The organism is Isoptericola sp. NPDC056134 (assembly GCF_042264825.1).
GTDB classification, from domain to species: Bacteria; Actinomycetota; Actinomycetes; order Actinomycetales; family Cellulomonadaceae; genus Isoptericola; species Isoptericola nanjingensis.
In genome coordinates this window covers 12,174-30,004 of sequence record NZ_JBHJVM010000024.1, presented here as the reverse complement: position 1 = coordinate 30,004, position 17,831 = coordinate 12,174, and the positions used below count along the sequence as shown (strand labels likewise).

14 protein-coding genes and 1 pseudogene are annotated in these 17,831 nt (G+C 75.3%); 5 read left to right on the top strand and 10 right to left on the bottom strand.

Annotation, left to right across the window (positions count from 1 at the left end; all coding sequences use genetic code 11):
- Positions 1 to 128: 128 nt before the first annotated feature.
- The 3 genes from ACFCZN_RS17955 to ACFCZN_RS17945 all read right to left on the bottom strand — a co-directional run bounded on the left by ACFCZN_RS17955 (position 129) and on the right by ACFCZN_RS17945 (position 2,273).
- Positions 129 to 881: an AraC family transcriptional regulator gene (locus ACFCZN_RS17955; protein WP_429766679.1), complete on the bottom strand. Its 753-nt coding sequence runs from the start codon at positions 879 to 881 to the stop codon at positions 129 to 131.
- A 50-nt stretch (positions 882 to 931) separates the two neighbouring features.
- Positions 932 to 1,234 (bottom strand): putative quinol monooxygenase, encoded by a 303-nt coding sequence (locus ACFCZN_RS17950; protein ID WP_430557652.1) that lies wholly within the window; start codon positions 1,232 to 1,234, stop codon positions 932 to 934.
- Between the two features lie 256 nt (positions 1,235 to 1,490).
- A complete protein-coding gene (locus ACFCZN_RS17945; protein WP_430557651.1) occupies positions 1,491 to 2,273 on the bottom strand; it encodes a hypothetical protein in 783 nt (260 codons plus the stop codon).
- 299 nt (positions 2,274 to 2,572) lie between these two features.
- Between ACFCZN_RS17945 and ACFCZN_RS17940 the strand changes: the two genes are divergently transcribed.
- A complete protein-coding gene (locus ACFCZN_RS17940; protein ID WP_430557650.1) occupies positions 2,573 to 3,460 on the top strand; it encodes a hypothetical protein in 888 nt (295 codons plus the stop codon).
- Positions 3,461 to 3,473: 13 nt separating this feature from the next.
- On the opposite strand, the pseudogene ACFCZN_RS17935 reads toward ACFCZN_RS17940, so the two are convergent.
- Positions 3,474 to 3,563, bottom strand: a pseudogene (locus ACFCZN_RS17935) (integrase core domain-containing protein); the annotation flags it as partial.
- Between the two features lie 280 nt (positions 3,564 to 3,843).
- Between ACFCZN_RS17935 and ACFCZN_RS17930 the strand changes: the two are divergent.
- The 3 genes from ACFCZN_RS17930 (at position 3,844) to ACFCZN_RS17920 (ending at position 6,592) form a co-directional block, all read left to right on the top strand.
- Positions 3,844 to 4,110: a GlsB/YeaQ/YmgE family stress response membrane protein gene (locus tag ACFCZN_RS17930; RefSeq protein WP_429766673.1), complete on the top strand. Its 267-nt coding sequence runs from the start codon at positions 3,844 to 3,846 to the stop codon at positions 4,108 to 4,110.
- A gap of 178 nt (positions 4,111 to 4,288) precedes the next feature.
- Positions 4,289 to 5,257, top strand: a complete 969-nt coding sequence (locus ACFCZN_RS17925; RefSeq protein ID WP_430557649.1) for an epimerase — start codon at positions 4,289 to 4,291, stop codon at positions 5,255 to 5,257.
- Positions 5,258 to 5,344: 87 nt separating this feature from the next.
- Positions 5,345 to 6,592: an NAD(P)/FAD-dependent oxidoreductase gene (locus tag ACFCZN_RS17920; protein WP_430557648.1), complete on the top strand. Its 1,248-nt coding sequence runs from the start codon at positions 5,345 to 5,347 to the stop codon at positions 6,590 to 6,592.
- 23 nt (positions 6,593 to 6,615) lie between these two features.
- Here the strand turns inward: ACFCZN_RS17920 and ACFCZN_RS17915 are convergent, their stop codons facing one another.
- From ACFCZN_RS17915 to ACFCZN_RS17890, 6 genes are read right to left on the bottom strand one after another with little or no spacing between them, the layout of a single operon-like run.
- Entirely contained in the window at positions 6,616 to 8,037 is a 1,422-nt protein-coding gene (locus ACFCZN_RS17915; RefSeq protein ID WP_430557647.1) for a UDP-glucose dehydrogenase family protein, read from the bottom strand.
- Entirely contained in the window at positions 8,034 to 10,697 is a 2,664-nt protein-coding gene (locus ACFCZN_RS17910) for a phosphotransferase (RefSeq protein ID WP_430557646.1), read from the bottom strand. Before ACFCZN_RS17910 ends, ACFCZN_RS17915 begins: the two co-directional genes overlap by 4 nt.
- Positions 10,690 to 12,477, bottom strand: a complete 1,788-nt coding sequence (locus ACFCZN_RS17905) for an ABC transporter ATP-binding protein (RefSeq protein ID WP_430557645.1) — start codon at positions 12,475 to 12,477, stop codon at positions 10,690 to 10,692. Before ACFCZN_RS17905 ends, ACFCZN_RS17910 begins: the two co-directional genes overlap by 8 nt.
- Positions 12,470 to 13,735: a glycosyltransferase family 4 protein gene (locus ACFCZN_RS17900; protein WP_430557644.1), complete on the bottom strand. Its 1,266-nt coding sequence runs from the start codon at positions 13,733 to 13,735 to the stop codon at positions 12,470 to 12,472. Before ACFCZN_RS17900 ends, ACFCZN_RS17905 begins: the two co-directional genes overlap by 8 nt.
- A complete protein-coding gene (locus tag ACFCZN_RS17895; RefSeq protein ID WP_430557643.1) occupies positions 13,732 to 14,988 on the bottom strand; it encodes a glycosyltransferase family 4 protein in 1,257 nt (418 codons plus the stop codon). Before ACFCZN_RS17895 ends, ACFCZN_RS17900 begins: the two co-directional genes overlap by 4 nt.
- 10 nt (positions 14,989 to 14,998) lie before the next feature.
- Entirely contained in the window at positions 14,999 to 16,306 is a 1,308-nt protein-coding gene (locus ACFCZN_RS17890) for a glycosyltransferase family protein (protein ID WP_430557642.1), read from the bottom strand.
- Positions 16,307 to 16,445: 139 nt separating this feature from the next.
- On the opposite strand from ACFCZN_RS17890, the gene ACFCZN_RS17885 reads away from it, so the two are divergent.
- On the top strand, positions 16,446 to 17,828 hold the full coding sequence (locus tag ACFCZN_RS17885) for a DUF4232 domain-containing protein (protein WP_430557641.1): 1,383 nt from the start codon (positions 16,446 to 16,448) through the stop codon (positions 17,826 to 17,828).
- Positions 17,829 to 17,831: the final 3 nt, after the last annotated feature.

Sequence of the window (17,831 nt, the reverse complement as noted above, 5' to 3'; positions counted from 1 at the left end):
GATCTCCTTGCGGTGCGGGGTGGATCAGTTCTGCCACTTCCCCTGCCGGATGCCCACCACCGATGCTGACGCGGCGGCGGGACGCTCAGGCCTGGCGGGTGCGAGTCAGCGAGCTGGCGGCCGACAGTTCAGGACCGGAAACTAGCCCGGTACTGCGTGGGAGTACGGCCGGTCAATTCCTTGAATGCGAGGTTGAAGGCGGACAACGAGCTGTATCCGACGGCGTACGCGACGTCCGTGACCGGGGCCTCGTCGGCGGCGAGGTGCTCGATCGCGGCCGCGACCCGCATCCTGCGCAGCACCGCGCGCCACGTCATGCCGGCCTCTTCCTCGAAGCGGCGCGCGAGGGAACGCGGGGCGAGGCCCACCGCGTCGGCGACATCCTCGAAGCGGACCGGATCCGTGAGGCGTCGCTCCGTCAGCGCCAGCGCGCGGCGCAGCTCGGGCGAGCGGCCCGCCGGCACGACGACCGGGCTCGGCTCCCGGGCGAGCCGCCAGGCCACCGCGGCGAGCGCGGAGTACAGCGTCTCGGCGTACGCGGTCAGCGGTGCGTCAGCCTCGCCCCAGGCGCGGCACTCGGCCAGCAGCGCGTGCGCCAAGGGGTCGAGGTCGAAGACCGTCAGCGGAGCCGGCGGGGGCGGCACCCAGGCCGTGTCGAAGAGGACGGATGCGGTCGTGGCCGGCCGCGGGATGCTCACCCGGATGGATCGGCCCGCCTCGATCAGCGCGGCGCGCGCCGGCGGCAGCAACCATGCCTGGCCCTGCGCCTCCAGCCGGAGGGTTCCGGCGGAGGCGCAGAGCAGGTAATGGCGGTCCGGGCAGAGGTCGCGGGCGGGCTCCGGCGCGAACCTGCGGACGAAGCTGGACGCGCGGCGGGTCATCGGCGGTCTCGCACGGCTCGATCCTAGGCGGCTGGTCGTGGCGCCGTCGGTCAGGCCACCGACTCAAGCAGGTCGGCACGGAAGCGCCGGCTCACCGTCGTGCCGGTCTGCAGCGGGCGGACCGACCCGCCTAGGCGCGCGAAGGAGTCGGAGCCCAGGTAGCGGGCGAACGAGGCCTCGTCGTCCCACTCGTGGACCACGGCGATCGCGGTGTCGTCCTCGCGTGCGGCGTAGACCCGAAAGGCGACGTTGCCGGGCATCGCGCGCACCAGGTCGGCCTCCGCATCGAACCGGGCGAGGGCGGCGGGGCGGTCGGCTGCGGCGGTGTGGAGATCGAGGATCGCGATGAACATGGGGCCTCCTGACGTGGGCGGCGGCTGCCGCGGAACGGGGACGACCCGATCCTCCGGCAGGGTCGACGCGGCACGCTCCCGCCGGTCGGACACGTTCACGCGTCCACCGGACGCGAGGTCATATCGCTGGAGTCGCCGCTGGCCGGCGCCCCGTCCTGCCTTCTTCCCGCCGCAAGCTCGCGACAATGGCCAAGGTCAGCCACTGATCAAGTGGTACCCGGGTGGGCGTTCACCGACCCTGAGTGTCCGGTGCGTCTCAGTGCGTCGTGACGGGTCGCAGGTACAGGCCGGCGCGGCAGCCCAGTTCTCCCGGCTCGAGCAGGATCCGGTCGAAATCGGTGAACCGCCAGGCCTCCTCATCGTCGGGCCGGACTGCCACCACGCAGTCGCGCGTGCCCAGCACCTGGACGGCGACGACGAGCACGTCCTCCTCCCGTTCGGCGTCGACCGCGGCGTCGTCACCGAGCGCGGCCCACACCGCAGGCCCGACATCCGGGGGCTGCGTGCCGTCGGGTAGCGCATTGAGGACCTCGAGTACACCCGACTCGAGGTCGGCGCGCTGAGACGCGACGGGGGTCGGCCGCGGTGTTGCCGCCGTGAGGGGCTCTGGACAGTCGATCTGATCGTGGTCGGCGACACCGTCCGGGTCGAACTGGTGCACGACGAACCGAACGCACGTCGTGCGGCTCCCGGAATTCCTTCCGGCGTCGAACAACCCGACGCCGTCTTCGTGAGCTACGTGGACGGTGACAGCCAGGTCGACCTGCGCGCCCCTGTCGTCGTCCGTGCGGCCTTCCCAGGCGAGCGGCACCACGCCGTACGAGGCACCGACCACGCCATGGGGAAAACGGGGGTAAGCCACGGCGCCCCGGGTCACGGACTCAGCATCCAACGCCTCACCTTGCACCTCCTGGATGTCGTCCGCGAGGCCGACGATCACGTCCCCGTTGAGACTGCGCGCCAACCGCTCCCCGCTCTGCGGAGTGAACGCGACATACCCGATCACGGCGGGGACTCCGAACACGAGCGCGAGGAACACGAGTGCCCCCGCCCGGCCGCCTCCGCCGCGCGCCGACCGGCGGGTGCGCTCAGGCGCGACGTCAGCGCCCCAAGGATCGATCACATCCCGGATCATCTCGGTGCGGGCGGGCCAGCGGCAAGAGTCGGCCGATGCCGGGACTCCCCCAGCGGGCGACTGCTGACCTGCAGCGACGATGTCATCGCATCAAGGTGCGAGCCCGACTGCTCTGCCGTTGGCGCCGCTCATCGGGCCGCTCGGAACCGGCGACAGCCAGCGGAAGGCTGGCGCTCCGGGCAGCGGTCCGCCAGGATCGTCGCGTGCTCAACGCCGAGGGCAAGCCACAGCGTCGCAAGACCGGCCTCTTCATGAAGGTCCTGGGACTCGTCGCGCTCCTCGCGATCGTGCCGACGATCGCCACCATCTACATCGTGAACAAGCTGGTCGACGGGCCCGTCCGCGACGCCGCCGGGATCTTCGTCGCGGAAGACGGCGATGCTCTGGCCGCTGAGCTCGGGGAACGCGTCGCGATCGGGATCGCCGACGACGTCGAACCGTCCTACGACGAGCCCGCCGACGCCGCCGCGATCGTTCAACGACCCGCGATCGTTTCGCCGCGGCTGCCGAGGGGCGAGGACGGCGTGTCCTACTCGGTCGTCGCCCTCGCCTGGCAGGGGTCTTCCGGCGACCACGACGGAGCGGTGATCGACCTCGCCATCGTGGTCAACGTCGATCACATCGACAGCGTCATGGGCGATGCGGGTCGCAACTCGGGGAGCTCGAGGTCCTGCTGGCGGTTCGTGGTCCGGGCATCCGACCTGGACGACATCGCCGACTACGACAAGGTCGACTGCCCGAAGGCCTCGTCGCCTGCCCAGCCCTCGCCGACGCCGCCTCCGTCCCTCGACGAAAGCGAGAGCGGCGAGGTACGACAGGTGCTGGACCGGCTCCCCGACCGAGCGAGCCCGGACGACGCGATCGCGGCCCTGCGCGCCGTCTTTCCCCGGGTCGACGTCGTCCGGGCGGAACGGACAGCCGACGAGCTCGTCGCAGCCGTGGGCATCACCCAGGCACGCGACTGCATCGTGGCCGTGCGCCCGGACGGCAAGCCCACGTGGCAGTTCACTGCCTTCGACAGGATCCTCATCGAACCCGGCGAGTCGGGCTGCACACCGAGCCTTGACACCAGCCCGGTCACCACCCACTAGTTGTACCCGGCCATCACGTTGGTTGCAGTCGGCTGATTGGTGGTCGTCCGTCGAGTGCGCTGTGGCGGCGTTCAGTGTTGTAGTGCTCGATCCAGGGCGCAAGAGTGTCCCGCCCCGGCTCTGATGGAGGCGCCGTCGGGGCCACGGGGCGCCTCTCCGTGATGATCGCCGCTGGAACGGTCGCCGGCCTCCGGCGACGGACGCTAGCGCCACAACCGTCAGCAGGCGCGGCGAGACCGCTCGGCTACCTGCGGGGCCGCCGTGTGTCCTTCGCCACGTGCCCTTCAGGATGCGAGACACGAAGACCCGTGGAAATGTCCCGGCCCGGCGCAGAAGTGCGTTTCGCTGTGAAGTTCTGATTCGCGAACGAAAAGGAGATTGTCGTGAGCATCATCGGGTGGATCCTCATCGGGCTCATCATGGGAGCAATCGCCCGGGCCATCGTTCCGGGTGCGCAGAAGGGCGGCTGGATCGTCACGCTGCTGCTCGGGATCGTCGGCGCGCTCGTGGGTGGGTTCATCGCATCGGCTGTCTTCGGCACCAGCGTGAACGACGAGTTCTTCGACCTCGGCACGTGGGGCTTCGCCCTCGTCGGGTCGATCATCGTCGTGGCGATCTGGTCGTGGGCCACAGGTCGCAAGCACGCCTGACTCTCCATCGCTCGCCCCCTGCGCACCACGACCCGCGCAGGGGGCGAGTGCCGCAGTCCTGGGTCCGGCCGCGCGCCATGGCCGAGATACTGATCTCGATCGGCAACGGCGTCGCCATGCAGGCCCACGGCGGAGAGCCCGGCGTCGACAGCGTGCTCGAGGTGCGGAAGGGATGACGATGCGCGGACGTGCGGTGGTCGCGGGCTGGAACGGGTTCATCGGGCACCGGCTGGTGGCCGACCTGACGAAGCGTGGGTACGACGTCGCCCGCGTCGGGCGCACGGGTCCCGAGGCCCGCTGGGGCGACCCCGCCGCGCTGGCCGCCGCCGTCGACGGCGCCGACCTGGTCGTGAATCTCGCGGGCAAGAGCGTCGGCTGCCGGTACACCGAGGCGAACCGCGACGAGATCCTGCGCTCCCGGGTCGCCACCACGCGGGCGCTGCACGAGGCGATCGCGGCGGCCGCGGCGCCCCCACGACTGTGGCTCAACGCGAGCACCGCCACCATCTACCGGTACGCGGCGGACAGACCGCAGACCGAGTCCGACGGCGAGCTCGGCACGGGCTTCTCCGTGGACGTCGCCCGCAGCTGGGAGCGCGAGCTCTTCGCCGGCGACCTGCCCGGCACGCGCCGCGTGGCGCTGCGCATGGCGATCGTGCTCGGCGGGCCGGCGTCCGACCTGCTGGCCCGGATCGCGCGGCTCGGCGTGGGAGGGCCGCAGCACGACGGCTGGTGGTTCCCGCACCGCCGCTACCGCGGCATCGGCGACGAGCCGACCGGCGGCCCGGTGCCGGTCCACCGCTCCGGCGGCCGGCAGAGGTTCTCGTGGATCCACGTCGACGACGTGCTCGCCGCGATCCGGTTCCTCGACTCCCACGACGAGCTCGCCGGGCCGGTCAACCTGTCCTCGCCGCACCCGAGCGACAACCGCACCCTCATGGCCGAGCTGCGCCGCGCCGTCGGCATGCCGGTGGGCCTCCCCACCCCGCGCTGGCTGCTGGAGCCCGCGCTGTGGGCGCTCCGCAACGAGTCCGAGCTGGTGCTCAAGAGCCGCTGGGTGCTCCCGGAACGGCTGACCGCCGCCGGCTTCGAGTTCTCCTGGCCGCAGATGCGGCCCGCGATCGCCGACGTCGTCGGGCAGCGCTGACGCGTCCGGGCGGAGGGTCGCCAGCAGCGCGGAACTGTGGCACCGTCGGCCTCGGCAGCCCTCTTCCCCGCTGGTCAGGAGCCCACCATGCCCGCGTCGTCCACCGCACCCGTCGTCGTCGTCGGAGGCGGCCTGGCCGCCGCCAGGGCCGTGGAGGCCGTCCGGGAGCAGGACGCCGACGTCGACCTCGTCGTCGTCACCTCCGAGGGGCACCGCCCGTACGAGCGCCCGCCCCTGTCGAAGGACTACCTGCGGGGGCAGGCGGAGCCGGACGTCATCTACCCGCTCAAGGCGGGCTGGTGGGACGACCACGCCATCGACCTGCGCACGCTCACGACCGTCGTCGACCTCGCCCCGGCCGACCACGAGGTGACGTTCGCCGACGGCTCCACGCTCGGCTACTCGAGGCTGCTGCTCGCGACCGGCTCGACGCCCCGCGCGCTCCAGGTGCCGGGCCGGAGCCTCATCGGCGTGCACACCCTCCGGACGGTCGACGACGCGGACCTGCTCGCCGGCCTCCTGCTGCCCGCGTCGCTCGAGGGCGAGGGCAAGGTCGTCGTCGTCGGGGACGGCTGGATCGGCACCGAGGTGGCGGCGTCCGCCCGGATGCTCGGCCTGGACGTGTGCCTCGTCGGCCAGACCGAGCACCCCCTCCAGGCCACGCTCGGCCCGGAGCTCGGCTCTTTGTACGGACGGGTGCACGACGAGCGCGGCGTCCTGCGCCACCGGGGCGACGTCGTCGCGTTCACCGGGGAGTCCGGGCGGGTCAAGGGCGTCGAGCTGGCCGACGGCACCCACCTGGAGGCCGACCTCGTGGTGATGGGCGTGGGCGTGACGCCCAACGTCGGCATCGCGTCGGCCGCGGGCATCGAGCTGCGCTCGCGCGACCTCGGCGGCGGGATCGTCGTGGACGGCACCTTGCGCACCTCGGCGCCCGACGTCTTCGCCGCCGGCGACATCGCCTCCGTCCCGTCGCCGCACTACGGCCGCCCGCTGCGCGTGGAGCACTGGGCCGTGGCGCAGGACACGGGCGCGCACGCCGGCCGCGCGATGCTCGGCGACGACGCCGCCTACGACGTCCTCCCCTACTTCTTCAGCGACCAGTACGACGTCGGGATGGAGTACAAGGGTTTCGTCGACCCGCGCGCCGGCGACACCGAGGTCGTGATCAGCGGCTCCGTCGACGACCGCGAGCTCGTCGCGTTCTGGCTGCGCGACGGCGAGGTGCAGGCGGGCATGGCCGTCAACGTGTGGGACCGCATGGACGACGTCGAGGAGCTCATCCGCTCCCGCCGGCAGGTCCCCCGCGCCGAGCTGGAGGCGTTCACGGGCTGACGTCCCGTGAGCGTCTCTGTCCGTCAGGAAGACGGAGCCGAATCCTGACGGACAGGGACGCTCGCGGGGCCGACGGCGGGGCGGCCGAGGGCGCGCACCCGCCAGCCGGCGGCGGCCCAGCGGTCGGCGTCGAGCGCGTTGCGACCGTCGACGACGACGCGGCGCGCGGGCTCGAGGGCCGCCGGGTCGAGGTCGCGGAACTCCTGCCACTCGGTGAGGTGCAGCACGAGGTCGGCGCCGGCGACCGCCTCCTCGACGGTGTCCGCGTAGCCCAGCGTGGGGAAGGTGCGCGCGGCGGTGGCGTTGGCCCGCGGGTCGTGCACGCGCACGTGCGCCCCCTGCAGCTGCAGCTGGGCGGCGACGTTCAGCGCGGGCGAGTCGCGCACGTCGTCGGTGCCGGGCTTGAACGCCGCGCCCAGGACGGCGACGCGGCGCCCGAGCACGCTGCCGCCGCACTCCTCGACCGCCAGCGCGACGGTGCGCGACCGGCGCCGCATGTTGATGGCGTCGACCTCGCGCAGGAACGTCAGCGCCTCGTCGACGCCCAGCTCGCCGGCACGCGCCATGAGCGCGCGGATGTCCTTGGGCAGGCAGCCCCCGCCGAACCCGAGGCCCGCCGACAGGAACTGGTGCCCGATGCGGGCGTCGTGCCCGATCGCGTCCGTCAGCGCGACGACGTCGCCGCCCGCCGCGTCGCACAGCTCGGCGATCGCGTTGGCGAACGAGATCTTCGTGGCGAGGAACGCGTTCGCCGCCACCTTGACCAGCTCGGACGTGGCGAGGTCGGTGACGAGGAACGGCACGCCGGCGTCGACGACGGGCGCGTACAGCTCGCGCAGCGCCTTCTCGTGGCGCGGGTCGGTGACGCCGACGACGATCCGGTCCGGTCGCAGCGTGTCCTCGACGGCGCGGCCCTCGCGCAGGAACTCCGGGTTCCACGCGACGCCCACCTCGACGCCCGCGGGGGCGAAGCGGTCGGCGAGCGCCTGCAGCCCGCCGGCCGTGCCCACGGGGACGGTGGACTTGCCGACGAGCAGCGCGTCGCCGCGCAGGTGCGGCACGAGCGCGGCCACGGCGGCCTCGACGTGGCTGGTGTCCGCGGCCATCGAGTCCCGGCGCTGCGGCGTGCCGACGCACACGAAATGCAGGTCCGCGAACGCGGCCGCCTCCGCCGGGTCGGTCGTGAACCGCAGGCGCCCGGCGGCGGTGTGCCGCTCGACGAGCTCCGCCAGCCCGGGCTCGTAGAACGGCAGCCGGCCGGCGGCCAGGTCGGCGATCTTCGCCGGATCGGTGTCCAGGCCGAGCACGTCGTAGCCCAGCTCGGCCAGGCACGCGGCGTGCGTCGCACCCAGGTAGCCCGTGCCGATCACGGTGACGCGCGCGGGCTCGGGCACGGCGGTGTCGTCGGCAGCGGTCGCGGCGGCGGTCGTGGTGGCGTGCGTCATCGGTCCTCCAGGGTGTGCAGGGCGGGCTCGAACGGCAGGGTCCGGTCGAGGTCGGTCAGGAGTGCGCCGGGCACGTCGCGGGGCGCAGGTCGGAAGGCGTACACCGCGGCGAGGCGGGCGCGGGCGGCGGTCGCCCAGGCCCGCAGCGCGGCCGGGTCGGAGCCGGTGCCGTGGCCGTAGCCGTCGACGACGGCGCGGGCCACGCGGGCTGCGCGGGCGGGCGGGCACACGCCCTGGTGGGCGCGCAGCTCGAGGTGCACGAGCAGGTTGGCCAGGTCGAGCGCCGGGTGCGCGACGGCGGCGAGGTCCAGGTCGAGCAGCCCGACGCGCACCCCGTCCCCGGGCACCGCGTCGCTGTCGACGTGCACCAGCAGCTGCTTGTCGTGCAGGTCGCGGTGCGTGAGCACCGCGGGCGCCGCGGGGGCGGCGGCCAGCGCGGCGCGCACCCGCCGGACGACGGCGTCCGCGGTGGCGTCCGTCGTCGCGCCGTGGGCGGCGGCCAGCCCCCACCAGCGCGCGACGACCGCACCCTCGGCCACGGCGTCATGCGCCGCGACGCCCGACGACGGCGGCGCGTCCTGCAGCCGCCGCAGCCCGCGCCCCACGGAGCGCCCCGCCTCGTCGAGCACGGGGTCGGGCACGTGGGGCTCGCCCAGCAGCTCGTGCAGCGTGCGCCCGGGCAGCGCGGTGGTGGTGACGAACCCGTCGCCGCGGCCCACGACCTCCGGGGTGGCGAACGCCGACGACGGCACCGCCACGTCCCCGGGCTCCCGGCCCCGGCGGGTCACCTTCGTGTACGTACCGGCGGGGTCGCGCACCACACCGCGCCGGCCCGAGCGGTGCGCGACGAGCGTCGCGCCCTCCCGCACGCGCGCGGCGAGCGACGGCAGGTCCGGGTCGGCGCCGTCGGGCTGGAGCACCAGCCCGCCGCCGGCGACCTCCCGCGCCCGGGCGTCCACCCGGGCGGCGAGGCGCGCTGCCGTCCGCACGTCGGCGTCCCAGCGGCCGGCGACGACCCGGCCGTCGGCCTCGGTGCCGACCACGAGCAGGCGGTCCGCGCGCCGCGGGACGACGGCCGAGAGCCGCCGGCCGTCGTCGGCGAGGACGTCCGCCAGCTCGCACGCGACCGGCGCGTACCGGATCCGCTCCGCCGGCGGGCCCGTGCCGTCCGGCGCGGTGGACGTCGCGGGGATGGCGGGCGGTGCAGGCACGGCGGGCGCCCCGGCCGTGCTCGCGGCGGTCCCGGCGCGGTGGCCGCTGCGCGACGCCGCGGCGTCGAGCACGTCGCCGAGGTCACCGCCGGCGCCGTCGAGGACGTCGCGGGCGAGGCCGACGAGCCGCGCGGTGCGGCCCGCCCAGCCCGTCTCCCGGCGACGGAACGGCTCGGTGGCGCGGCGCAGCAGGTGCGCCGCGGTCGCGTGCCGCAGCGCGGTCCGGTCGGGGGCCGGCGCGCCCGCGTCGTCGCGCCCCGCGAGGACGGCGGCGAGCCGGGCGGCCGCCGTCGGGACCCCCTCGTGCGCCCGGACGAGGCTCGCGGCCAGGGACCCCAGGTCGTCCTCGGGTGCGCCCCACCGTGCGGCGTCGCCGTCGACGAGCCAGAGCGCGCCGGAGGGGTCGCGCACGAGCTGGTCGAGCGAGAGGTCGCCGTGCAGCGGGACGGCACGGCCCGGGACGACGGACAGGTGCTGGTCGAGCGCGTCGGCCAGCGGCCCGACCGTCTCCGTGAGCCAAGGCAGCAGGCCCGCGACCGCGTCGGCCACGGGCCGCAGCTCGCCCCGGGCGAGGTCACCCCGCGCGGGCCGCGGCGGCATCGCGGTGGCCGACCCGTGCAGCGCCGCGACCGCCGCGCCGACGTCGTGCAGCCCGGCGTCGCCGAGCACGCCCGCGGCGTCGAGGGCGTCGAGCGGGTCGCCGTCCACCCAGCGCGTCACGACGACCCCGCGGCTCTCGTCGTGCGCCAGGACCCGCGACGCGGGCACGCCCGCCGCGGCGAGCAGCCCGTACCCGGCGACGGCGCGCGACACCGCCGTCGGCCGCACCAGGCGCAGGAGGATGTCGTCGCCGCCGTCCGTCGCCACGTGCAGCACCGCGCGCCGCTCCGGGTTGTGCCGCACCAGCCGGACCGTCGCGTCCGGCCCGGCGCCGTCCGGTCCGAGTCCGTCCGACCCGACGCCGGGCAGGCCGAGGTCGGGCAGGCCGAGGTCGGCGAGCATCGCCGACGCACCGCCGCGAGCGAGGAGCCGGGCACCGGGCAGGTCGCGGTCGGTCGCCCAGCCGGTCACGACCAGCCCGGCGTCCGCGTCCGCCAGCACGACGTCGTCCGGCGCGGCGCGGCGCAGGGCCTTGTCGAGCTTGGGACGGGCGTGGTCGGCGTAGGCGCGCACGAGGAGGTCGCGCGGGGCGCCGACGTCGGGCACCCACCGCGCGGCGAGCAGGCAGCTCGTGCCCGGCTTGTAGCGCAGGTAGGGCCGCGTCACCACGCCCGACGTGCCGGTCGCCGTCGTTATCCGCCGCGCCAACGTCGCCGGGTCGAGGAGGTCGGCCAGCGCGGGCACGGCCGGGTCGCGGGCGACCAGCTCACGGTCGGCGACGTGGTCGGCCAGGCGGACGGCTGCACCGTCCATGGTGCGACCGGGCGTCTCGATCAGCCGCTCAGTCACGCCCCACCCCCGCGGAGGCGGCCGCGCCGAGCACGGCGTCGGGCGGGCCGGACGCGACGATCCGCCCCGCGTCGAGCCGCACGACGCGGTCGCAGTCACGGGCGGCGTCGAGGTCGTGCGTCACGACGAAGGTGGTGCGGCCGCGGGTGAGGCGGCGCATGGCGTCGACGACCTCCCGCTCGGTCTGCTCGTCGAGGCCGGTCATGGCCTCGTCGAGCAGGACGACGGGGGCGTCGAGCATCGCGGCACGCGCGATGGCGATGCGCTGCCGCTGCCCGCCGGACAGGGTCGCGCCGCGCTCCCCCACGACCGTGTCGTAGCCGTCGGGCAGGGCGGTGACGAAGTCGTGCGCGCCCGCGACGCGGGCGGCGCGCTCGACCTGCGCGTCGGTGGCGTCGGGGACGGCGGCGGCGATGTTCTCGCGCACGGTCCCCCGGAACAGCACGCTGTCCTGCAGCACGACGGCGACCGACTGCCGCACGCTGCGCAGCGTGAGGTCGCGCAGGTTGTGTCCGTCGATCCGCACGACGCCGGAGTCGGGGTCGCGCAGGCGGGACAGCAGCGAGACCAGGCTGGACTTGCCGGCCCCGGACGTCCCGACGACCGCGACCCGCTCCCCCGGCCGCACCGCGAGGTCGAGCCCCCGGAGCACCGGGTGGCCGGGCACGTAGGAGAACCACACGTCCTCGAACCGCACGTCGCCGCGGGCGTCGCGCAGGGGCCGGGCCCAGCTCGCGTCGACCACCTCGGGGCTGCGCTCCAGCACCTCGACGACGCGCTCGCTCGACGCGCCGGCCTGCGCGATGCGGCCGGTGTACTTCGCGATGTCGCGCATCGGCTTGAACGCGGCCTTGAGGTAGGTGAGGAAGACGGTGAGCTCGCCCGGGGTCAGCGCGCCGTCGAGCACGCGCTGCGCCCCCACGTAGAGCACGACGGCGGTCGCGAGGCCGACCAGCACGTCGGTGGAGCGCTCGAGGCCGGCGGACAGCCGCTTCGCCTTGACCCCCTCGCGCAGGGAGGACGTGTTGGACCGGGCGAACCCGGCACGCATGCGGTCCTCGAGCGAGTACGCCTGCACCACCTTGACGGCCGCGAGCGACTCGGTGGCCAGCGACGCCAGCTGCCCCTCGGCCTTGCGCTGGTCGCGCGAGACGTGCCGGATGCGCCGCGACAGGCGGCCGCTGGTGAGCAGGAAGACGGGCAGGACGACGAGCATCACGAGCGCCAGGACCGGGTCGAGCACCGCGACCACCACGACCATGCCGACGAGCGTCACGACGTTGCCCAGCATCGGCAGCATCGCGGTGACCGACACCTCCTTGAGGCGCCCGACGTCGCTGGTGAGCCGGGTGACGAGGTCGCCGGTGGTGGAGCCGTCGTGGAACCTCAGGCTGAGCCGCTGCAGGTGGTCGTACAGGTCCGCGCGCACGCCCGTGAGGACGCGGTTGCCGGCCAGCGCGAAGCACACGGTCATGGCGTAGGCGGCTCCCGCCCGCAGCAGGACGACGACGAGCAGCGACCCCGCGGCGAGCGCGATGACGAGCCCGAGGTTCGCGGGCGCCGGCCCGGCGACGCTCGACCCGGTGGCCGCGACGATCCCGTCGACCACGTACTTCAGCGGCCACGGCTCCAGTAGCCGCATCGCGACCTCCGCGAGCAGCGCCAGGCCGCCCAGCACGAGCAGCCTTCGCTCGGGCCGCACGTGGTGGCGCAGGTGCGGCCAGAACCGGCGGAACGACCGGCCGGCCGCCCGCACCGACCGCTGACGACCCTCAGCCACGGCGACCACCCCCGGCGCTGGAGCCGGCCTCGGCAGGCTCGACCGACGAACGGGCCTCGACGAGCTCGACCGACGGGACGAGCCCGGGCAGCTCGACCCCGGCGAATCCCAGCGCACGGCGCACGACGGCGGACCAGTCGTGCCGCTCGACGGCGACCTCCCGGGCTCGGGCGCCGAGCGCGGCGCGGCGATCGTCGTCGTGCGCGAGCGCGACGATGGCGTCGGCGAGCGCCGCAGCACGACCCGGAGGCACGAGCACCCCGGCGTCCCCGTGCTCGAGCGCGTCGGGCAGCTCGCCCACCGCGCTCGCCACGACCGGCAGCCCGGCCGCCAGGTACTCGTAGACCTTCAGCGGCGAGAAGTAGAAGTCGTCGAGGGCGGGGTACGGCGCCACGGCGACGTCGGCCCGGTGCAGCAGCGCGGGGACCTCCGACGGCGCGACGGCGCCCGCGTGCTCCACGGCGTCCGCGACCCCGAGCGTGTCGGCCCGGGCGAGCACCGCCTCGCGCTCGGGACCGTCGCCGACGAGAAGCAGGCGTGCGTCGGGCACGCGGGCACGCACGCCGGCGAACGCGTCGATCAGCACGTCGAGGCCGTGCCACGGCTTGAGGGTGCCGACGAACAGCACGGTGAACGCCGTCGTCTCCTGTCGACCCCAGCACCGACCCGCGGCCGGAACGATCCGGGCGGTGTCCACGCCGTTCGCCAGCACGTGGACCTTCCCGGGGTGCTCGCCGGCGCGGTCGGCAGCCCAGGCCGCGACGGGGCCGCTCACGGCGACGACGGCCGTCGCGGCACCGACGGCCGCGCGGGCGCAGCGCTCGGCGGCCGCCTCGTCGACGAGCTCGCGGTGCGTGCGCTGCTCGGCGACGAGCGGCGCGTTCACCTCGAGCACGCTGGGGACGCGGGCGTCGTCGGCCCAGGCGGTGGCCGCCGTGCCCCAGAGGGAGTAGCGCTCGTAGACCAGGTCGAGGCCCTCACCTGCGGCGATCTTCGTCAGGATTCCGCCCACGCGGGCATCGGCGTCGCGCAGCGCGACCTCGCGCTCCGCCGTCGAGCCGGTGGGGGCCACGGGGACGCGGTGGACGACGACGCCCCGGAGGTCGTCGGGAGTGTCGTCGCCGGGGCGCGTCGTGACGACGTGCACCTCGGCGCCGGCACGCACCAGCTCGCGCAGCACTGCCTGGACGTGCACCGACGCCCCCTTGCGGCCGAACACCGGGACGCCCGGGTCGGAGCTCACGTACGCGACCCTCATGCCGCCCTCCCCTCCGCGGCGGGTGCCGCGCTCTCCAGCACGTCCAGCAGGCGGCGGGACGTGCCGACGACATCGAACTCGGCCTCGATGCGGGCGCGCGCACCGTCGGCGAGACGGGCTGCCTCGCCAGGGTCGTCGAGCAGGGCGCCGAGCGCCGCGGCGAGCGCGGGGGCGTCGCCGGGCGGCACGAGGCGGCCGGTCTCGCCGTCGCGCACCGCCTCGGGGATGCCGGTGACCGGCGTCGAGACGACGGGGGTGCCGAGGGCCATCGCCTCCAGCAGGACCGTGGGCAGGCCGTCGCGGTTGCCGTCGGCGCCGAGCACGCACGGCGCGGCGAAGACGGCGGCGCGGGCGACGACGTCACGCACCCCGTCCTGCGGCAGCGGGCCGTGGAAGGTCACGTGCTCAGCGCCGTCCCGCAGCAGGCCGAGCACGGCGGCGCGGTCACGCAGCTCGGCCTCCTCCGGCCCGGAGCCGACGAGGTCGAGGTGCACGTCGCGGCCGGCCGCCACGAGGAGGGCGAGCGCGTCGAGGAGGTCGCCGAAGCCCTTCTTCTCGACGAGGCGCCCGACGGCGCACACGCGCCCGGGCCGTCGCGGCGCCGTCGCGCGGGCGTACTCGTCGAGGTCGAGCCCGTTGTACACGCGTACGACGGCGTCCGCGGCGGGCCCGTAGGTGTCGCGCAGGTGGGCGAGGTTGTGGTCGCTCACGGTCACGACGGCGCGCGCGTCGGCGAGCTTCGTCCGCAGGTCGGCCGGGTTGACCGACTCGTGGAAGATGTCCTTCGCGTGCGCGGTGAACGTGTACCCGATGCCGAGGACGGCGGCGGCGAACCGCGCGACCGTGGTCGCGACGGACCCGAAGTGCGCGTGCAGGTGCGTCAGGCCGGCGTCGTGCGCGGCGGACGCGATCCACAGCGCCTGCACGGCGTCCTCCGGGTCGGCGGCGAGCAGGTCCGCGAGCACGGCGGCGGGCAGGCTGCGCAGGTCGAGCCGGTCGTGGGCCTCCGCGAGCGCCGACCACGCGTCCGACGCGCGGGTCGCCCGCGGCACGAACCGGACCGGCGCGGCGACGTCAGCCAGCGCCGCGTGGAAGCGGGTGTCGACGGGGGCGCGCAGGGAGAAGATCTCGATCTCCACGCCGCGGCGCTCCAGGCCGCGCACCTCGTTGACGATGAACGTCTCCGAGAAGCGCGGGTACATCTTGGTGACGTAGCCGACGCGCGGGGTCGGTGCCGTCGTCGAGGGAGTCATGGGGGTGGTCTCAGGCCGTGGCACGGTGCTCCTCCTCCTGGTTCTGCGGGTGCGGGGTGGCTGCCGCCGGGCGGGCCGGGGCCTCGTCCCGGTGGGCGAGCCGGTCGACGAGCCCGTCGACGAGCTCCGGGACGCGCGACAGCCCGTCGAGGTCGACGTCGACCTCGGGGCGCCGGGGCGCGTCGTCGACGGCCGTGCGGGCGAGCCATGCCCCGACCCGATCGGGGGTGATCGCGCCGACGAGGACGTCGAGCAGCCCGAGGTCGGCGAGCCGGCAGGCCCGCACGAGCTGCTCGGCACGAGGGTGCGTGCGCGGCACGACCAGGCCGGGGCGGCCGGACGCCAGCAGCTCGCACACGGAGTTGTAGCCGCCCATCGTCACGACGGCGGCTGCGCCCTCGATCAGGGGCACGACGTCGCGCACGAACGCGTGCACCTCGAGGTCGTCGCGGCCCGCGGCGACGGCGTGCAGCCGATCGCGCGCCGCCTCGGGCAGGTAGGGCCCGGTGACGAGCACGCCGCCGTGGCCCGGGGGCAGCGGCGCGGCGGCGAACGCCTCCGCGAGCGCCGCGCCGTCCTGTCCGCCGCCGACGAGGCAGAGGACGTAGGGGTCGGCGCTCGTGGGCGCCGGCGTCCCGACGGTGCGGCCGCGACCGAGGTAGCCGGTGGAGGTGGTGGACGCGCGACCGCGACCGAGGTAACCGGTGAACACAGCCCGGGCGGCGACATGCTCCGGCAGGGCGTACTCGGTGAGCGGGTCGTAGACGCGCGCGTCGCCGTACACCCACACCTCGTCGAAGAACCGCTCGATCACCGACGTGCTGCGCTGCTCGCGCCACTCGCGGACGGCGACCTCGGGGGTGTCGAGCACGTCGCGCAGCCCGAGCACGCACGCGGTGCCGCCCTCCGCGCGCAGGCACCGCAGCGCGGGCAGCAGCTCGCCGCCGACGCCGAGGGGCACCTTGTCCACCACGAGCACGTCGGGGCGGAAGGCGGCGAGCGCGCCGTCGATCACCCCCGCGCGGACGCGGACGACGTCGTCCAGCGTGCCGCCCCAGGTGCGCGGCCCGTAACCGCGGTCCGGGTCCTTGCCGACGCGCGGCAGCGTCACGACCTCCGTGCGCTCCGGCAGGGGCAGGCTCGTCGCCTCCCGCGCGCCGGACAGGAGGAGGACGTCGACGTCCGGGTCGGCGTCCACCACCGCGCGCGCCAGCAGCGACGTGCGCCGCACGTGGCCGAGGCCCTGCGTGTCGTGGGAGTAGAACGCGACCCGGCGTCGCGTCGGGAGCTCGGGTTCGACCGCTGATATCTGTCGCACCCTGGCAACCCTGCGGAGGTTGCCTGAGTCACGGATGAGGCGGCCATGAGGGGGTTCTCATCCGGAAGGGCGCAGCATCTGCACAGAGCACGCCCAGGTCCGCCGCTCGCCCGCCCGGGAGGTCTGGCACGCTCCCGTCGTGACCCGACGACGCACGTCCGCCCTGGTGGCGGCGGTCATCCTGTTGGCCGGCACCGCGGCGCTGCTCGCCGTCTGGCGCCCGTGGGACCCGGTGCCCGACGAGCTGCGTGCGGCCGCACGCCAGGCCGCTCACCTCCCCGGCGTCGTCTCCGCGGAGGTCACCGACTACGAGGTGGTCTTCCGCGACGCGAAGGACGGCGACGTCGCCCTCGTCACCCTCGAGGTCGAGCTCGACGGCGGGCTCTCCCCCGAGGCCGCGAGCGCGGCCGCGTCGCAGGCGGACGACGCCGTCGCGGAGACGCAGGTCGACGGGGTGCGCACGCTGTCCCGCACCACGACAGTCCACGCCGGCGACCCGCGGACCGTGCACGGCGTCGAGGTCTATCCGCTGACGGCGTGGGTGACCGAGGACGGCGACGCGTCCTCCGTCGCGGACGCCGTCGTCCTCCGCCGCGCGGGCGCGACGACGGTGAGCGGCGTCAGCGCGGAGGCGGCCGACGGAGAAGGGCTCGTGCGGCTGGCGGAGGAGGCCGCGGAGCACAAGATCGCCGCGTCGCTCGGCACCGCCGACGACGCCGTGCGGTACGACGCCTCCGGGCGCGTCCCCGTGGTGGCGGCCGCGCGGCTGGCCGTCGACGCGGCCGGACGGCCGGGCGTGGCGTCGGTCGTCGTGCACGCGGGGTTCCCGGAGGGAACGGCGACGGCGGACGACTCGGCGCTGACGCTCCAGGTGGGTCTGGACGGGCCGACGTCGTCCCCCGAGGCGGACGACGTCGCGCGCTGGCTCGACGACCCGGCCCGCGACGCCGGCGGCCGCCACCTCGCGTACACGCTCACCGAGCCGGGCTACGCCGCGCGCGTCGACGGCTGGGTCGCGGCCGCGCCGCCCCCGACGCCCGAGGAGCACACCGTGCCGCTGCCCGCGGGCGTCGGGGCGTGGCCGGACGACGACGACGCCCCGGCCTGCGCGAGCGACGACCTCCGCCTCACCCTCGGCACACCGGACGCCGCGGCCGGCGGCCGGTATCTCGCCGTGCTCGCCGAGAACGTGTCCGAGCGGCCGTGCGCCCTCGACGGCGTGCCGCGGCTGACGTTCCGGAACGCCGACGGCGAACCGCAGGACGACGTCACGGCCGAGCCCGCCGCACCGGGCGTCGTCCCGGGCCGCGTCGTCGTGCCGGTGGGCGAGCGCGCGCTGGCGACCGTGCAGTGGCGGGCCATGTCGGCGGCGAACGACCCTGACGTCACCACGACGGTGGACGTCGTCGCCGTCCCGGACGGAGATCCGGTCCCGCTGACCCCGACCGCCGAGCTCGACGTGCTCGACGGCGCCGAGGTGCGCGTCGGCCCGTGGGCGCAGGGGGCGGAGGGCTGGTCGTGAACG